We start from the raw sequence: 15,930 nt of genomic DNA on the forward strand, positions 1-15,930 counted from the left end.
GACACCGGCGGCGGCAGATTCGGCCTCCGGCACCTCGGCATTGCGAAAAGCGTCCCTGCAAAAGGGGTATGTGGTTATTACAGTTTACTGTCAATGACCTTGATCTTCTGTTCAAGGTCAGCCAGATCATCTTTCAGGCGCTGCACACGGCGCTCCATCTCGCGGAGCATCGTTCCGGCGTTTTTCGACTTGGCTGTGAGGAAGCCCATATTGTTCTCATACGTCTGCAACTCGCCCTTGCGCTGCTCATAAGCCCTCATCAGACGCTCACGCTCGCGGTAAAGACGGTTTTCGTCATTGCCGATCTCCTTGATCGAATTCTCGAACGAAGTCATGCGCGATCCGCGCTGCGAAAGGTCGAGCTTCTGATAAAGCTCATTTACCACCGCACGGTAAGCCTCATAGACAGCGTCTTTCTCGCTGAAAGGCACATGACCCACGCTCTGCCATTCGGCCTGAAGGTCTTTGACAACCTTGACAGCCTCCTCGCGGCCGAGCTCGTCGGGATTGACAGCCTTGAGCTTCTCGATGATCTCATTCTTCTGTTCGAGGTTCGCGCGCTCGGTGCGGCGTGTGCCTGAAGTATTTTTCTTTTTCTGTTCGAAGAAATAGTCACAGGCTGCAAGGAAGCGGTGCCACACCTGGTCGGAGTGCTTCTTGGCCACAGCGCCGATAGTCTTCCACTCCTTCTGCATGGCCACGAACTCATCGGCGGCCTTGCGCCATTCGGTGCTGTCTTTCAGAGCCTCGGCGCGCTCACACAGAGCAATCTTGCGTTCGAGATTCTTTGACAGCGAATCCTTCATGGTGCGGAAAAACTCAGCCTTGGCGGCAAAGAACTTGTCGCAACTCTCGCGGAAACGGGCAAAGAGCTGATTGTTTGACTTCCGCGATGCGAAACCGATCTTCTTCCAATCTTCCTGAGCCTCGATGATCTTTTTGGTCATCTCGTCCCAGGCTGCGAAAGTTGACAGCTTGTCAAACTCGAAAGCCTCCACTCTCTGGCAGATAGCCTCCTTGGCCTCCTCGTTTTCACGCTCGCGGGCCTTGCGCTCTTCAAAAAACGCCTGATAGCGCTTGTTGATGTCGGCCGAAAGATCCTTGAAGCGGCCCCAGATCTCCTCGCGCACATCCTTGGGCACAGGACCGATGTTGCGCCACTGGTCGTGGAGCGTCTGCAGGCGGCGGAAAGCCGCTATCACATCCTCCTCGCCGCAAAGTTTCTCAGCCTCGGCCACCAGAGCCTCTTTCTCGCCAAGATTTTTCTTGAAATCATAGTCACGCAGCTCCTTGTTGATCTTAAGCTGGTCATAATATTTTTCCACAGCGTCCTGATAGCTCTTCCAGAGATCGCCCGAAAGCGGAGCCGGCACCTCGCCTATCTCCTTGAACTCTGTCTGCAGATCGCGCACCTGCTGGAAAAACCGGTTGGCATTGTCAACATCGGCACCCATTTCGGTGATCTTGTCAACGATAGCCTTCTTGCGGTTGTAGTTCTCCTGCTGGAGAGCCTCTACGGCCGCACGCTGCTCGGCCTTTTTCTCCTTGACAGTCGCAAGCAGAGCCTTGAAGCCCTCCTCAGCCGGATCAGCCTGAGGCTCAAATGCCTCCGCCTGATTGCCGGCCTCAACAAAAGCCTCGCGCTGGCGGCGCTGCTCCTCGTTGCGTATGGCATAGAACTGCTGCTTAAGGCGCGACACCTCATCTGCCGCAATCTCTGAGGCCTCCTTTTCCGAAAGAAGTCTGAGGGCCTCAACAAGACCCTCTTTAGTGACCGGTTCGGCTGCCGGAACCTCTGCTGACACCGGGGCCTCGGCCTCGGCTGCGGCAACTTCGGCCACAGAGCATTCCTCCGCCGGAGCGGCCTCCTGGGCGGTCGCAGGGCATTCGGCTGTTACTGACTCGGAAATGTTCACGGATTCGGCTGCCGGAGTGGCGGCGCCGTCATTCAGGGGCTGGTTCAATGTCTCGCCGGACATCGAAGTGTCACGCAGTTCCATAACGGGTTGGATTAATGTGAGTAAGCTCGCTGGCTTCCGGTCTGCGGCCACAGCCGCCCGGACACCCACGCGAGAGGGATTGGTACAAAGATTTAATGTGCTGATTCAAACCCCCGCAGGAGCTTCTGATCAGTTGAGTGTGCTAATTTACTGATTATTTTCTAAAATTGTAACTTTTTTTCCAAAAAACTCAATTTTTTATCCCTCGCACCCCGCAAATCCGTTTCCACGGTCCGGATCATTTCAGTTCCGACTCTTTCAGATAACAGAAAGCCTTTTTCTGAAATTCCTGATTAAACAATGATTCTTTTCTGGAACTCCAGCGGCAGATCTCCTGACCGATAAGACCGACAACCATATCCTCATCATCGGTTTTCCAGTCTTTAAGAGCCGGTATATTCTGCAAGATGTAATCAACCGTTGACAATAGTTCCAAAGAATAGTTTGAATAATAGCTGCGCAAAAACGCCATTGTCCTTTGACATATATTCTTCAGACTGTCATCTTTATAATCTTCAATGAATCTGGAGGCCTCTTTCTCCGCATCATCAGTCAGCCAGATATAATCGAACGGACGGCTCTGCATCCCGCCCATCCCTTTCACATAACTTCCATTCATGTGATACAGTACATGAGCCACTTTCCCGCCTGAGTAAGGCCCGTATATATAGGGTTTGAAATCAATTCTGAAAAAGCTCTTACCCCCGAAACGCTGCATAAAATAAACCAGCTTCTCAACAGCAAAAACAGAAGCGAATTCGCCGTATCTGTTCATGTCGGCAATCATCATCAGCAGCATAGCTCTGGCCGGAGTGAGTTTCACGCGCTCTGACTTCATCCTTTCAATAATCGCCTCTGTCGGCTCATAGAGATAGATTTCACAATTGACATCAGCCAGTGATCTTTCTATCATCTGCTTTACTTGAAGCCAGTCCAGACCGCCGTTGTGTGAACCTAACGGCGGAATTGCAATCGAACGTATCCCACGGACCTCTATTTCCCGGCGAAGAGCTTTGAGTCCCAGATCTATATAAGAGTACTCCGATGGATAACGCCAATGAGTTTTTGTCGGAAAATTTACGATCGTCTTAACGCCCTGCATCAAGGTTCCCTCCTCTGTCACAAGCATCTCGCCGACATGAAGTTCCTTGTTCTGACAGACCTTACGGTAGATGCGGTAGTTTTCCGGAAACGCTTCCCGAAACTGCAAAGCAATGCCTTTTCCCATCACTCCGACAGTATTGACCGTATTGACCAAGGCATCAGCCTCACTTTCCAACAGATTTCCTTTTACGTAATGTATCATCAAAAATAATAATTAGGGGCCACGACAATCAGTTCTTCCGCAATTCCAAATGACTTCAGTTTCTCTTTGGCATCATCATTATAAACGATATAGCCTCTGATATAGTCAGGCGGAACATCTCCCTTTATCAGCAATTCCGCTTCCTTTCTACGCTTCAGATCAATATCCGAGTCATTGTTCCATTGGGAAACATACACGTCGTCATAATTTATTATCTGGCAGATCTCCGGCAGACGGTCTTTCCCATAAATCTTTGTAAGAGCACTCAGAGCATGACCATCAGTAAAAAAACAATCCATCTTGTCTCTGATAAGGTCTGCAAGACGCAATACACAATAGACAATTCCGGCAGGATCCTGCCTCCGGACTCCATTATAACCGTGCTGGATAACATAGAGCATCGGAGTGCGGGGACCTAAATAAAACGAGACATAATCACGTAGATTCTTCCCTCCGACCATCAGCATTTTTCGAATATTTATCACCTGCGGATCTCCGATACTGACAAATTTTTCATCACGCATTGAAGAATCAGCCAGTAAAAGCCCAAACTTCAGAATATGAGGAATATTGTCAATATGAGTGATGCGAAAAGCGTATTTCAATATCTTTCCCATAATTTACGAGAGTCGTTTAAGGTCCATGACTTCTGCCTTCAGAGCCGCTTTGTTCAATTCGATCTGTGTGGCCCATAAATCACCGATCGCCGATGTGTCGGCAAGTGCGATGGCACAGAGCATTTCAAAGTCATCCTCACCGGTCACTATACCGGCGAGCTGTTCCTTATCACGGCCCTTCCCAAGACAATCGCCTATGATATCATGGTAAATCACAAGCATACAGATTTCCCGGACATCCTCATCAGTCAGATTCCTGACTTCCTCTGACAGAATCCGCACCAGCATCTCCGCGGCATCGGCCGGATGATCGGTATAAGGCCGGGGCATTTTCCCATTGTCCCATCTTTTCTTCGGACCTTTCCCTATGTCATGCAGATAAGCCGCAAGCACAAGCAATGATTTCTTTGTCTCGGAAGCCTTTTTATAATACCCCGTAGACTTCATTGCTCTGACAACTTTTTTCGTATGATCTTCCAAAAAATCATCATGCGGAGAATAATCCTGATAAAGGCCGATTATGCCCTTTAGTTCAGGTAAAACCGAAAAATCCTCTTCAATCGCGGCAATCAGATCGGAAATCGTCTCGAACCGATACATACCCCGCCCTCCGGACCTTTTTTTCTTTATCTTTTTCAGCGTAGTTTCGTAACTGTTTTTGAGGAACTCAGGCCCGGTTACAAGAGTCTCGTTCTTTCGGTCTCCGAAAAAAAATTTCGTGTAATAGAATTTATATCTTTCCAATGGAAAATATCCGTCAAAAAGGATCTTTGGTGCCTTTACGCCATTATCATCAAAAATCTTCTGCACATACTTTTTCACATGCTCATTATAAACGACTATGTGGCTGATCTCACTGATATCGACTCTTGAAGCAATGAGCGCCTCCGCCATCTTCTTATGTTTATCCTCTTCCGAATCTTGTTTCCAACTCTTACTGTCTATTATTTTCCAGTCAAGTTCGTCAAGATCAGAGGTGTCATCGAAAAACTCCGGAGCCTCGGCAGTGTTTGCCGAAGCATCCGTAAAAACAGCGTCTTCTTTTTCAAGCCTGTCTATACTGACGCAGAAATAGATTATACCTGGCTGGTCGACATTCTTCTGAATCAGTTTTGAAAGCAGCATCGGATTGATCGATGAAAAGTAGAACGGCACATAGTCATGTACCTTACCACCAGGCCCCACAGGCACATCCATCCGCGCTCTGCGCTCCTGAATGCGTTGATTGGCAATATTCTTATGCTTGATTTCTTTCTCATTCTTCAGATTGGTGCATAACAATCCGTTCTTGATTATCGAATCAAGATTGCGAATATCCGTAAAATGGAAAATATATCTGCCTTTATGCTTATGCGGTATTGCCATAATATTTTTTATTTTCTGCCTGGATGTTTAAGCTGACGGTCCGCACTCCGGCTGTCACTCTGCTGAGGAGGCGTAGAGGCCGATCATGGTGCCGGTGAAATTGCCTGCGGTGCGGGTGCTGAGCATCGACGCGGGGAGCTCAAGCTCCATCGGAGTGAAGTCGGCCTCACCCTCGGCATAGGCAAAAGAATAGACACCCTTGCCGTCAGCCTTGATCTTCAGGCGCAGAGATGCCGCAGGATCAGTGAGAATGGCCTCTGACTCCTTGCAGACTCCACCCTTGCTGCGGCCGGTCACTCTCACCACCGTCTCGCCGTAACTGTTCTTGGTCTTTCCGAAAACTATGTTGCATTCGTCATCCTGAAAAAGCAACAGTCCGGCTATGTCGGCCGAGGTTTCGGGAGTAAATTCATCAAGGCTCACACTTACGTCAAAAGCGCTCTCCGTGGCCCACATTCCTATGGCCGACGGCGATTTCTTGTCACTGAGCGCCACCTCCGATGCCACCAGACTGAGGCTTCCGTCCTCGTTGATGCCATAGAAGGCGCTCTGCGGATTGCGGATGAAGAAGGCCACAGGCGACAAGGTTCCGTCGGCCCACAGCGTCGACTCGAATTCCTTCTGCCTACGCCCTGCAAGCACCTCGCCCGGCTCTGTGATCACGGGCTGCCCCTTCTTCCAGTTGACCGGATGGATGAAAGTCTCGCGGCCCATTATGTCATGGCCGTCAGCGCCATACGGGCGCACTCCGAGAAACACGGCCCACCACTTCCCGTTCTTGTCTTCCACAAGATCGGCATGGCCCGCGCAGGTCACCGCGTCGGGTCTTGACGGATCAAGATCTTTCTGCGTCAGTATCGGATTTATACGGCAGGGTCTGAAGGGGCCTTTCGGGCTGTCAGACTCGAAGATCACCTCGCGGTGGTCGGGGCCGGTGCCACCCTCGGCACACATCAGAAAATATTTTCCGTCCACATTATAAAGATGCGGACCCTCGATCCACACGGGCTTCTCGTCAATATTGACTCCTCCGTTGACAATCACCTGCGACTCGCCTGTGACCTTGCCCGTCTGCCAGTCAAAATCATGGATATGGATGGCGCGGTGGCCCTCATAGAGCGCCTCGCCGTCGGGTGCGTCATTGTTGACTATATAGGCCTTGCCGTCACGGTCAAACAGGAAACTCGGATCTATGCCTCCCACCTCCGGAAGCCACACCGGATCGCTCCACTCGCCTTTTTTCGGATCTGTGGTTGTGACATAGAAATTGCCCCCGTTGTCCACAAGGGTGGTGATCATATAGAAAGTTCCGTTGTGGGGATTATATGAAATGTCAGGCGCGTAGATTCCGCCCGAAATCCTCAGGCTGTCAGGCAGATCGAGCTGCTCGCGGCGATTGAGCACATAACCCAGACGCTCCCAGTTGCGCAGATCGGTACTGTGCCACAGAGGCACTCCGGGATAGAACGCGAACGACGAGTTGACCATATAATAGTCATCGCCAACCCTGACCACCGACGGATCAGGATAGCATCCCGGCAGCAGCGGCGCCCAGTCGGGAGAGGCCACCTCATCGCCGTCGGGCAGAGTCACACTGTATGAAAAATCGCTGAACACGGCCACCGGGGCCTCTCGGTCGCCGTCACACGCAGCCACAGCCGCGCCGGCTAACAATACCACTGCTGTTTTCAGGAAAAATGCTTTCATGAGAGTATCAGGTTTTGTGTGTGGGGGGGAGGAGAAAAAGCTAATGAAAAGAGGCTAAGAGGTTGAATTCAGACAAGCTTCTGGCTGAGAATCTCAACACCGTCAACCGTGAAGCCGAACCTGCCCGGTGCTTCCAGCGGCACCATAGTGTCAGCCGCAGGGAGCAGAATCAGATCGCCGATCTTTAGAGTCGTGTAACGGCTTATCATGCTGATGGCTCTGTCTATAGCCGCAGCCTGCGGGGCGAGTCTGATCTCGACACCTCCGGCAGTGACAGCCATCGGAGCCGAAGCCTTGGCGGCGGCGATCCACTGTCCGTGGACAATTCCGGAGTCCATTCCGGCTATGACCGAGGCCAGTTCAGGAGCCGACGGCAGCGTCAGGCGCATCGCGAAACTGATGCCGTCATAATAGCGCGGAGCGAACTTTTCTGAAATATTCTTGCCGAGACGGCTTATCTTGACCGCCAGGCAGATCTGCGCCTGCCATCCCTCGCCCTCCTCAGGCATGAACAGCGGACGCCCCTGGAGCACCAGCGCGGAGTCAGGGTGGAATTCAAGCCGGAGCACCGGATCGAGAGCTATGACACGGATTATCTTCATGTTCTGTAGTCGAAGTAAGCTTTGGGGGGATTTATCAGTCTTTGTGCCGGGGCATACGGTTATACATCACGGCCAGATGCGCATAGATCGAAGTGTTCTGCACCACCACGTCAGGCGCCGTGCGTATGCGGAACGGGGTGAAATTCCAGAGAGCCTTTATGCCGGCGGCCACACACATCTCGGCCACCTCCGCACAGCTCTCCACCGGCACGGCGATCACGGCGATCTCAGCGCCCAACTCGCCCACACGTCGGCTCAGTTCCGACAGCGGATAGATAGGCTTGCCGTTGAGCGACCGCCCGACAACATCGGGGTTCACATCGAAACCCGCCACAATATCAAGACCGTAGCGCGACAGACCGGAGTCGGCTATCAGAGCCGAGCCGAGACTGCCCACTCCCATCATCACCGCCTTGTGCTCGCGTCTGAAACCGAGGAAGTCATAGAGCCCCCTCTCCAGCTCCTTGACCTCATAGCCGATGCGGGTCTTGCCCTTGATGCTGAGATATGAAAGGTCTTTGGCAATCTGCGACGACTCCACGTTGAGTTCCTGCGAGATAGCAGTGGTCGAGACATACTCCACCCCCTGGGCCCTCAGGCGCGACACGCAGGCCAGATACCAGGGCAGGCGCGAGATGGCCGGTTCCGGAACATATGGTTCGTTGTTTTCCATGACTTTAAGAGGGGTGTTTTAGCGTGGTTGTTAGTATGAAGATTGACACTTGGGAGACCCATCAGTCGCAAAAGTACAACATTTCCACCTATTATCAAAATAATACTTTCGACTTGACAAACGGCATTTTATAAGTAACTCTTCAAAATTAAACGATATAATGTACATTAGTATTTCCCATGGATGATCTTTTATACTCTCTGCGGATTTATTCCGGTCAGAATCAAGTTCTTCATCGGTCGTTTATGTCTATAAACTCCCTCTTCAGTCCTCAATTCCGTCTCTGAATAAATCCCGCATATAGTATAAATTAATTTTTCAGAGTTACTTATCAGCTATACATTATATCAGATAATGTTTCGGTATATTATCCTGCCTTCTTTTCACTATGCCTATAAATTCCGAAAGATCCTTCAATTGGTTCTGATATGCTTTTGGGAAGCTTTGTATATACGGCTTAGGCACAATCAGTGTCAATTTCGCATCAGACATTTCTTTCAACTGCGAAAGGGATATTCCCTGCTGCAAGGTAAACAAATATTTTTCCTCAACCCTATCCGCTTCCGAGAGAACCTGTCGCCACCGATCTTTGCATGTCGTTTTTGCCCCCAGAACAACAAGATCTTTGGCAGGAAATTCAAAATTATGATAACAGGAACTGTTTGGAAATAAAAAATCCGGACGTTTCTTACCTTCTGTCAGAGCCTGTTCTTCAAATACAAGATCGTTCTTTGAGAATAACTCTGACAAATGATGTTCAAGAGATTTTCCCGCTCTGGATTTCCTCCGGTTCAATACTTCATTGGCGATCCTGACAAATTCATCGACAGATTCAAATGCGTTTTTGAGTTTGCCGGAATATATTTTTTCTTCTATAAGTCTAAAAAGTCTATATTCTGCATCGAGCCAAGAAAGGAGCAATGAATCAGGCGACTTTATAAAATCGGATTTACTGATCGAATGAGCCTTATTAAAGTTCAATTGAGCCAGCGAAGACATCTGTAAGGTTGTCGGAAAATCATCCAATTCACGCACATGTTCCTGAAAAAACATCTCCAATTTCTTATCCGGATCAGTGCCTCCAGCGGTTATCAGCTGATTAGTTTCATTCGGGCTAAGATTAAAGTAAGCATAGAACCCATCTATATCATCATCTGAGGATAACACATAAGCTACATAATCAGAATCTGTCATTTTGCTCAAAATAAGCAATGACCCTATATATTCGTCATTCAGGAACGGAAAATCGCGCCCGAATCGGGTGATACGGTATTCATTTCTTGTCCTCTGACCGTAATATTTCATACGGCTTGTAGTATAAAAATCATCTTGCCACAGGATGCTGACAGTCTTTTCTTTGTTCTCGCCTTTACGTCCTAATTCATCGAACAATAACGGAGCAGCACATTTCGGCACATAGAAACCCGATTGATGCCCACCGGTCTGACCTGTATCATTCGCTGTTATATAACGGCACCATGCCTTCTCCGAACGCTGTATTGCATTTATAGCAGACTCAAGCAGATTGTTCATTTTTCTTCAATACTTTAATTATTTGTTCAGCGACTGCGGTTATCAACGGAACAACGACCGAATTACCGCATTGCCTATACGCTTGGACATCAGAAACCTGATCAAGTCTATACTCATCCGGATAACCCATCAGTCTGGCACATTCACGAGGAGTAAGCCTCCGAGGATTCATCCCCTCTCCACGAGGAATCAGTATTTCCGAGCCGTCTTTATAGTAACGGGCACTCAAAGTTCTGGAAATACCTTTGATATCAACCAGGCCGAAACCAAATCCATTGCCCTTTGCTTTATGCTTGTCTGCATAATTTTTCAAATATGACCAAAGCTTATCGCTCAGAACATACTTATCATCCACTGCCGATTCCAATATTTCCGTCATAGAGTGATCTCCTCTACCCACAGGGGGGAATTGAAAGTCTTCCTGCCCATGAAAAACGGATTTATCAAAACCTACCATAATTATTCGCTCTCTGTGTTGCGGAACATAATCCTGCCCATCCATTACAAGATAATGGAGAGTATAATTCAGTTCTTCAAGAGTACCTTTGATAACCGCAAAGGTATTACCCTTGTCATGCGACACCAGATTCTTCACATTTTCAAGAAAAAAAGCCTTTGGTCTATGACGTGATATAATTTCAGCCACATCAAAAAACAACGTACCTTGGGCCTTATCCTTGAATCCTGTCTCACGTCCAAGACTATTCTTTTTAGAAACTCCGGCTATTGAAAAAGGCTGACATGGAAATCCAGCACACAGGACATCGAATTTTTCAGGAATATAACCCTTGACATATTCCTTTGTTATATCACCAAAAGGAACTTCACCAAAATTCGCAAAATATGTTCTTTGAGCAAATTTATTCCATTCGGAAGAAAAGACACATTTCCCTCCGTGCGCCTGCATAGCCAATCTGAAACCTCCCATACCGGCAAACAAGTCTATAAATGTAAACTCTGTATTTCGTGGCGCCGGGAACGGTATATCTAAGAACTCTTTAAAAAGACCATAAGACAATTGTGGTTCAGCCACACAATTGTCAGCCTCTTTCTGTTCTGAATCTGCATGTCTGTAATATAAATCAAGACATCTTTCAGAATAAGCCGCAATATCCATATCTACAGTATCATCCAACCTATGAACATAATGACTTATTATTGCTAACTTGTCCTCATTAGAGTAGTTACAAGACAGCTTTTCATTATTGCATGGAAAGTCCGGGAATTTAAATTTAAACAGATTTTCTATATTTTTTCTCATTGGATGATTCAATACTTATAGTTCACAAAATTAGATAAATTATTTCGTCTTTACAATTCCGAATTATTGAAATCGTAAAAAGCCTTGTAGTTATAAGTCCTTTCGTTGACATTTTTAATTCGCTTTTTACATAGTTTTTTACTAAATTTGCCACTCAAATAAACCACAGTCAAATATGGACCGCAAAGTTAGAGTGAGATTCGCCCCCTCCCCCACAGGGCCTCTTCATATCGGCGGCGTCCGCACCGCCCTTTACAATTATCTTTTTGCACGCCGTCACGGCGGCGACATGATTCTCCGCATCGAGGACACTGATTCGAACCGTTTTGTGCCCGGCGCCGAAGACTATATCAACGAATCGCTTGCCTGGCTCGGCATCAAGATTGACGAAGGTGTGCGCGAAGGCGGCAACTTCGGGCCCTACAAGCAGAGCGAGCGCCGCGACATCTACCGCAAGTATGTGAAGCAGCTCCTCGACAACGGCAAGGCCTACATTGCCTTCGACACCCCTGAGGAACTCGAAGCAACCCGCGCCGCAACCCCCAACTTCCAGTATGACGCCTCGACCCGTCTGGGAATGCGCAACTCGCTCTCTCTTCCCGCCGAGGAGGTGAAAAGCCTGATCGACGGCGGCACTCCCTACGTGGTCCGCTTCCTAATCGAGCCGGGCCGCGACGTGGAGGTCAACGACCTGCTCCGCGGAAAGGTGACCATCAATTCTTCTATCCTCGATGACAAGGTGCTCTACAAGAGCGCCGACGATCTGCCCACCTATCACCTGGCCAACATTGTCGACGACCACCTGATGGAAGTCTCCCACGTGATCCGCGGTGAGGAATGGCTCCCCTCGGCACCCCTCCACGTGCTTCTCTACGAGGCATTCGGCTGGGCCGACACGCGCCCCGACTTCGTGCACCTGCCCCTGCTGCTCAAGCCCGATGGCAAAGGCAAACTCTCGAAGCGCGACGGCGACCGCCTCGGCTTCCCTGTCTTCCCCCTCGAATGGCACGATCCAAAGACCGGAGCCATCTCGTCGGGCTACCGCGAGTCGGGCTATCTGCCTGAAGCTGTCATCAACTTCCTCGCCCTGCTCGGCTGGAACCCCGGCGATGACACCGAGATCATGTCGATGGACGAACTTATCAGCAAATTCTCTTTCGACCACTGCTCCCGCTCAGGCGCCAAGTTTGCCTTCGACAAGGGCCGCTGGTTCAACCACGAATACATCCAGGCCACTCCCGATGCCGAACTGACCCGCCTCTTCCGCCCTGTGCTGGAAGCCAACGGCGTGAACCCCGACGATTTCGGCGACGACTACATAACCCGCGTCATCAGCCTCGTCAAGGGCCGTGTCAACTTCGTGGCCGAGCTCTGGGACCAGTCGAAATTCTTCTTCAAGACCCCTGAGACCTATGCGGAAAAAGACATCAAGAAGCGCTGGAAGCCTGAAACACCGCAGCTGCTCGCCGAACTCATCGAACAGCTCCGCGCCCTCCCCGACTTCAGCTCTGCCGCAGCCGAGCCCCCGGTGCTCGAATGGGTGGCAGCCAAGGGCTATCATCTCGGCAACGTCATGAACGCCTTCCGCCTGACCCTGGTGGGCGAATGCAAGGGGCCCCACATCTTCGACATCACCGAACTGCTGGGCCTCGAAGAGACCGTCAGACGCATCACCCGAGGCATCGAGACCATCAGCCTCCCCGAAGCATAGTCAACCGGACATCAATCCTCACACACACAGTATCTCTCACACAGAATCTATCGAAACAGAACCATGATACGCGTAGGAATCATCGGCGGTTCCGGTTATGCCGCCGGAGAGTTGGTCAGAATTCTCCTCAACCACCCCGACGTCGAACTGAAGTGGGTCCACTCCCGCACCGTGGCCGGACAGCGCATTGTCGACGTCCACCAGGGACTTCACGGCGAGATCGACATGAGCTTCTCAAACACGATCGACCTGAAAAACATCGACGTCCTCTTCTGCTGCCGCCCCGCAGGCAAAACCCGTGAGTTCATCGAAACCCACACCATACCGGAAGACCTCAAGATCATAGACCTCGCCCGCGACCACCGCATCGAGGACGGCTCGCATGACTTTATCTACGGTCTTTCAGAACTGAACCGCAAGCCGATGGTGCGCGGAGCCAAGCATGTGGCCAATCCAGGCTGCCTCGCAATGGCCGTGGAACTCTCGCTGATACCCCTGGCCAAAAACCTGCTGCTCAACTCCGACATCCACACCACCATCGTCACCGGAGCCACAAGCGAAGGAGCCGAACGCCGGCCCACAACCCACTATGCCTGGCGCAACGACAACATGGTGGTCTACCGCCCCTTTGCCCATCCGCAGATGCCTGAGATACTTCAGGTGCTCAGAGCCATGCAGCAGAGCTTCGACTCACAGATCCACATGCTGCCGATGCGCGGTTCATTCTCGCGCGGCATAATGGCAGTCAGCTATCTCGACTGCCCGCTGGAGCTCACCGAGATCATCAGGATCTACAGCGAATACTTCGCCGACCACAACTTCACGTTCATCACCTCCAAGATTCCTGACCTGAAAGACGTGGTCAACACCAACAAGTGCATCATCCACCTCGACAAGATCGGAGGCAAGCTGCTCATCACAGCCGTGATCGACAACCTCCTCAAGGGAGGCGCCGGCAACGCGGTCCACACCATGAACCTGCTCTTCGGACTCCAGGAGACCACCGGTCTCACCATGAAGGCCACCGGCTACTGATCTGTCACCGTCTGTCACGGGCACCTCTGCCTGCTGAGACACATCATCACCATCAAGCGGCTGCCCCGTTCGGGCGGCCGCTTTTGCTTCACGCCGGCGCGCAGCAGCCTCGCGCGCACGGCGTGAGCGCGCCATAGCCTTGTCAATCTCAGGCCGCAAAAGAGCAAAAGTCATCAGCGCGTCAATGCCGTCTGACCTGACCGGAGCCGGGCCGCCGGCCATATAGCCGTCGATAATGTGCATGATCATAAGATATTGGGTTCTGTGGTCACAGAGATATGACGTGGCTATGCCGACGCGATTGCTGATGTCGTCATAAAACTTCTGTGACACAGGGCGTTTGGGCTCGGCCTGACGCTTCTGTCTTTTTACCTTGGTATTATTGCCGGTAACAGTGGTTTTCATAGCTTCAAAACGTGGTTGAAAGGTTAAAAGGTTATTGAAATCCATATCGGAAAGAACTTCTGCAAAGATACAACACCCGGCCCCCGAAAGAGTGCGATAATGCGGAGACAGACCGTCCGGAACCGTAAATCGGTGTCCTCGACCGGACACCTTTACCGGGGTAATAGCTAACCCGTGACACCTGCGCGCCTTGCGCTGCGGTGTCACGGGCTACGAGTAAATCTGCGTCCTCCGGACGCCAGGCCGGCCGGACAGCGGGTGTCAGCCATGACGCCTTCCGGACGGGCCACGGGTGGCGGATGTCCGCATGACGGATTTCGGACGGACCGCGGACAGTGGGTGTCCGCCAGGACACCGGTTTACTCGTAGCCCCCGACACCGCAGCGCAAAGCGCGTAGGTGTCGGGGGGAAAAAGACATTCATGCCAATGTGGTGTCCGGTCGAGGACACCGATTTACCGCCCCGGATGGCCCCGCGATCGGCGGGTGTCCGCCATGACGGATTCCTGACGGCCCGCCGGCGGGCGCACGAAAAAGCCCGGCGGGACGCTGGTTCCACTGCCGGGCGGGGTAATAAAAGGCGGGAGGCGGGCTTTTGGTGCCGCCTCTCTAAGGTTTCTACGGTTTAGAAACCTTCAATCGGGGCAGAGAGAGCCGAATTGTGGTTCGAGCTCTGCTCTTCGCTTATAGCCTGAGGCCTGTGGCGGGAGGCTACCTTGATGAAGCGTGATGTTGAATTCACGTTCATCTATAAAACCACCCTCCACCGCCTATGGTTGCCTCACGGCCGCTTAAAATAAGCAAATTGATGTTGAATATCGCAAATATCGCCGAAAAGGCTTATCTTTGCAGTTGGAAATCACGTATCGCAGAAAAACTATGGCAGTAAACAGAAAAAACCGCGGCGGAGCCGGATCAGGCTCACCGGTGCGCCCGAAAAAAGCTCTCGGTCAGCACTTTCTGACCGATGAAAGCATTGCCGCCCGCATTGCTTCGACCCTCGATGACTTCAAGGGACTGCCCGTGATGGAGGTAGGCCCCGGAATGGGCGTGCTAACCAAATATATCATTGCCGGCGGCCACGACGTAAAAGTAGCCGAAATCGACGGCGAGAGCATAGAATATCTCCGCTACAACTATCCCGAACTGTCGGGGCGCATCCTCGATGCCGATTTTCTGCGGCTCGATCTGGCGCAGACCTATCCCGACGGACAGAAATTCTGCGTGATCGGAAATTACCCATACAACATCTCATCACAGATCTTCTTTCATGTGCTCGACTACCGCGACCAGGTGGTCTGCTGCTCCGGAATGCTCCAGCGCGAAGTGGCCGAACGCTTCGCTGCCGCTCCTGGCACAAAGGCCAGAGGCATTCTGAGCGTACTGCTACAGGCCTGGTATGACGTGGAATACCTCTTCACGGTGAGCGAGAACGTCTTCAATCCGCCCCCGAAAGTCAAAAGCGGAGTCATCAGAATGACCCGCAACGGTGTGACCGACCTCGGCTGTGACGACCGTCTGTTCAAAACCGTGGTGAAGACCTCCTTCGGCCAGCGGCGCAAAACACTGCGCAACTCTCTGCGCGGACTCTTCCCGGCCGGAGTGCCGTTGCCTGACGACCCGCTGCTCTCCATGCGCCCCGAACAGCTCACTGTCAAGCAGTTCATAGAGCTCACACGGCTCATCGCCTCATGCGCCCGTCAGGACTGAATGACC

13 protein-coding genes are annotated in these 15,930 nt (G+C 51.2%); 3 read left to right on the forward strand and 10 right to left on the reverse strand.

Going from position 1 to position 15,930, the window contains the following annotated elements; translation table 11 throughout:
• Positions 1 to 77: 77 nt before the first annotated feature.
• The 9 genes from C5O23_RS07650 to dcm all read right to left on the reverse strand — a co-directional run bounded on the left by C5O23_RS07650 (position 78) and on the right by dcm (position 11,064).
• Positions 78 to 2,000, reverse strand: a complete 1,923-nt coding sequence (locus C5O23_RS07650; RefSeq protein ID WP_107032356.1) for a DUF349 domain-containing protein — start codon at positions 1,998 to 2,000, stop codon at positions 78 to 80.
• Between the two features lie 238 nt (positions 2,001 to 2,238).
• Positions 2,239 to 3,306, reverse strand: a complete 1,068-nt coding sequence (gene darG, locus C5O23_RS07655) for a type II toxin-antitoxin system antitoxin DNA ADP-ribosyl glycohydrolase DarG (RefSeq protein ID WP_107032357.1) — start codon at positions 3,304 to 3,306, stop codon at positions 2,239 to 2,241.
• Positions 3,306 to 3,923 (reverse strand): type II toxin-antitoxin system toxin DNA ADP-ribosyl transferase DarT, encoded by a 618-nt coding sequence (gene darT, locus C5O23_RS07660; protein WP_107032358.1) that lies wholly within the window; start codon positions 3,921 to 3,923, stop codon positions 3,306 to 3,308. Before darT (C5O23_RS07660) ends, darG begins: the two co-directional genes overlap by 1 nt.
• 3 nt (positions 3,924 to 3,926) lie before the next feature.
• Positions 3,927 to 5,288 (reverse strand): type II toxin-antitoxin system toxin DNA ADP-ribosyl transferase DarT, encoded by a 1,362-nt coding sequence (gene darT / locus C5O23_RS07665; RefSeq protein ID WP_107032359.1) that lies wholly within the window; start codon positions 5,286 to 5,288, stop codon positions 3,927 to 3,929.
• 54 nt (positions 5,289 to 5,342) lie between these two features.
• Positions 5,343 to 6,995 carry a glycoside hydrolase family 43 protein gene (locus C5O23_RS07670; protein WP_107032360.1) on the reverse strand — a complete coding sequence of 551 codons (1,653 nt, stop codon included), beginning with the start codon at positions 6,993 to 6,995 and terminating at the stop codon, positions 5,343 to 5,345.
• 68 nt (positions 6,996 to 7,063) lie between these two features.
• Positions 7,064 to 7,597: a hypothetical protein gene (locus tag C5O23_RS07675; protein ID WP_107032361.1), complete on the reverse strand. Its 534-nt coding sequence runs from the start codon at positions 7,595 to 7,597 to the stop codon at positions 7,064 to 7,066.
• Between the two features lie 34 nt (positions 7,598 to 7,631).
• On the reverse strand, positions 7,632 to 8,270 hold the full coding sequence (locus tag C5O23_RS07680) for a redox-sensing transcriptional repressor Rex (protein ID WP_107032362.1): 639 nt from the start codon (positions 8,268 to 8,270) through the stop codon (positions 7,632 to 7,634).
• Positions 8,271 to 8,612: 342 nt separating this feature from the next.
• On the reverse strand, positions 8,613 to 9,803 hold the full coding sequence (locus C5O23_RS07685; protein WP_107032363.1) for a type II restriction endonuclease: 1,191 nt from the start codon (positions 9,801 to 9,803) through the stop codon (positions 8,613 to 8,615).
• Positions 9,787 to 11,064, reverse strand: coding sequence for a DNA (cytosine-5-)-methyltransferase (gene dcm, locus C5O23_RS07690; RefSeq protein WP_107032364.1), 1,278 nt, complete (start codon positions 11,062 to 11,064; stop codon positions 9,787 to 9,789). The genes C5O23_RS07685 and dcm overlap by 17 nt, the downstream gene beginning before the upstream one ends.
• A 175-nt stretch (positions 11,065 to 11,239) precedes the next feature.
• Between dcm and gltX the strand changes: the two genes are divergently transcribed.
• Entirely contained in the window at positions 11,240 to 12,775 is a 1,536-nt protein-coding gene (gltX, locus tag C5O23_RS07695; protein WP_107032365.1) for a glutamate--tRNA ligase, read from the forward strand.
• Positions 12,776 to 12,838: 63 nt separating this feature from the next.
• Positions 12,839 to 13,810 (forward strand): N-acetyl-gamma-glutamyl-phosphate reductase, encoded by a 972-nt coding sequence (argC, locus tag C5O23_RS07700; protein ID WP_107032366.1) that lies wholly within the window; start codon positions 12,839 to 12,841, stop codon positions 13,808 to 13,810.
• A gap of 1,029 nt (positions 13,811 to 14,839) precedes the next feature.
• Here the strand turns inward: argC and C5O23_RS14580 are convergent.
• Complete coding sequence (locus C5O23_RS14580; protein WP_262497260.1) at positions 14,840 to 14,962, reverse strand: hypothetical protein; 123 nt, start codon at positions 14,960 to 14,962, stop codon at positions 14,840 to 14,842.
• Between the two features lie 131 nt (positions 14,963 to 15,093).
• Here C5O23_RS14580 and rsmA point away from each other — a divergent pair, with 131 nt between their 5' ends.
• Positions 15,094 to 15,924 (forward strand): 16S rRNA (adenine(1518)-N(6)/adenine(1519)-N(6))-dimethyltransferase RsmA, encoded by an 831-nt coding sequence (rsmA, locus tag C5O23_RS07705; protein ID WP_107032367.1) that lies wholly within the window; start codon positions 15,094 to 15,096, stop codon positions 15,922 to 15,924.
• Positions 15,925 to 15,930 lie beyond the last annotated feature (6 nt).

The organism is Duncaniella muris (genome assembly GCF_003024805.1).
Classification (GTDB): domain Bacteria; phylum Bacteroidota; class Bacteroidia; order Bacteroidales; family Muribaculaceae; genus Duncaniella; species Duncaniella muris.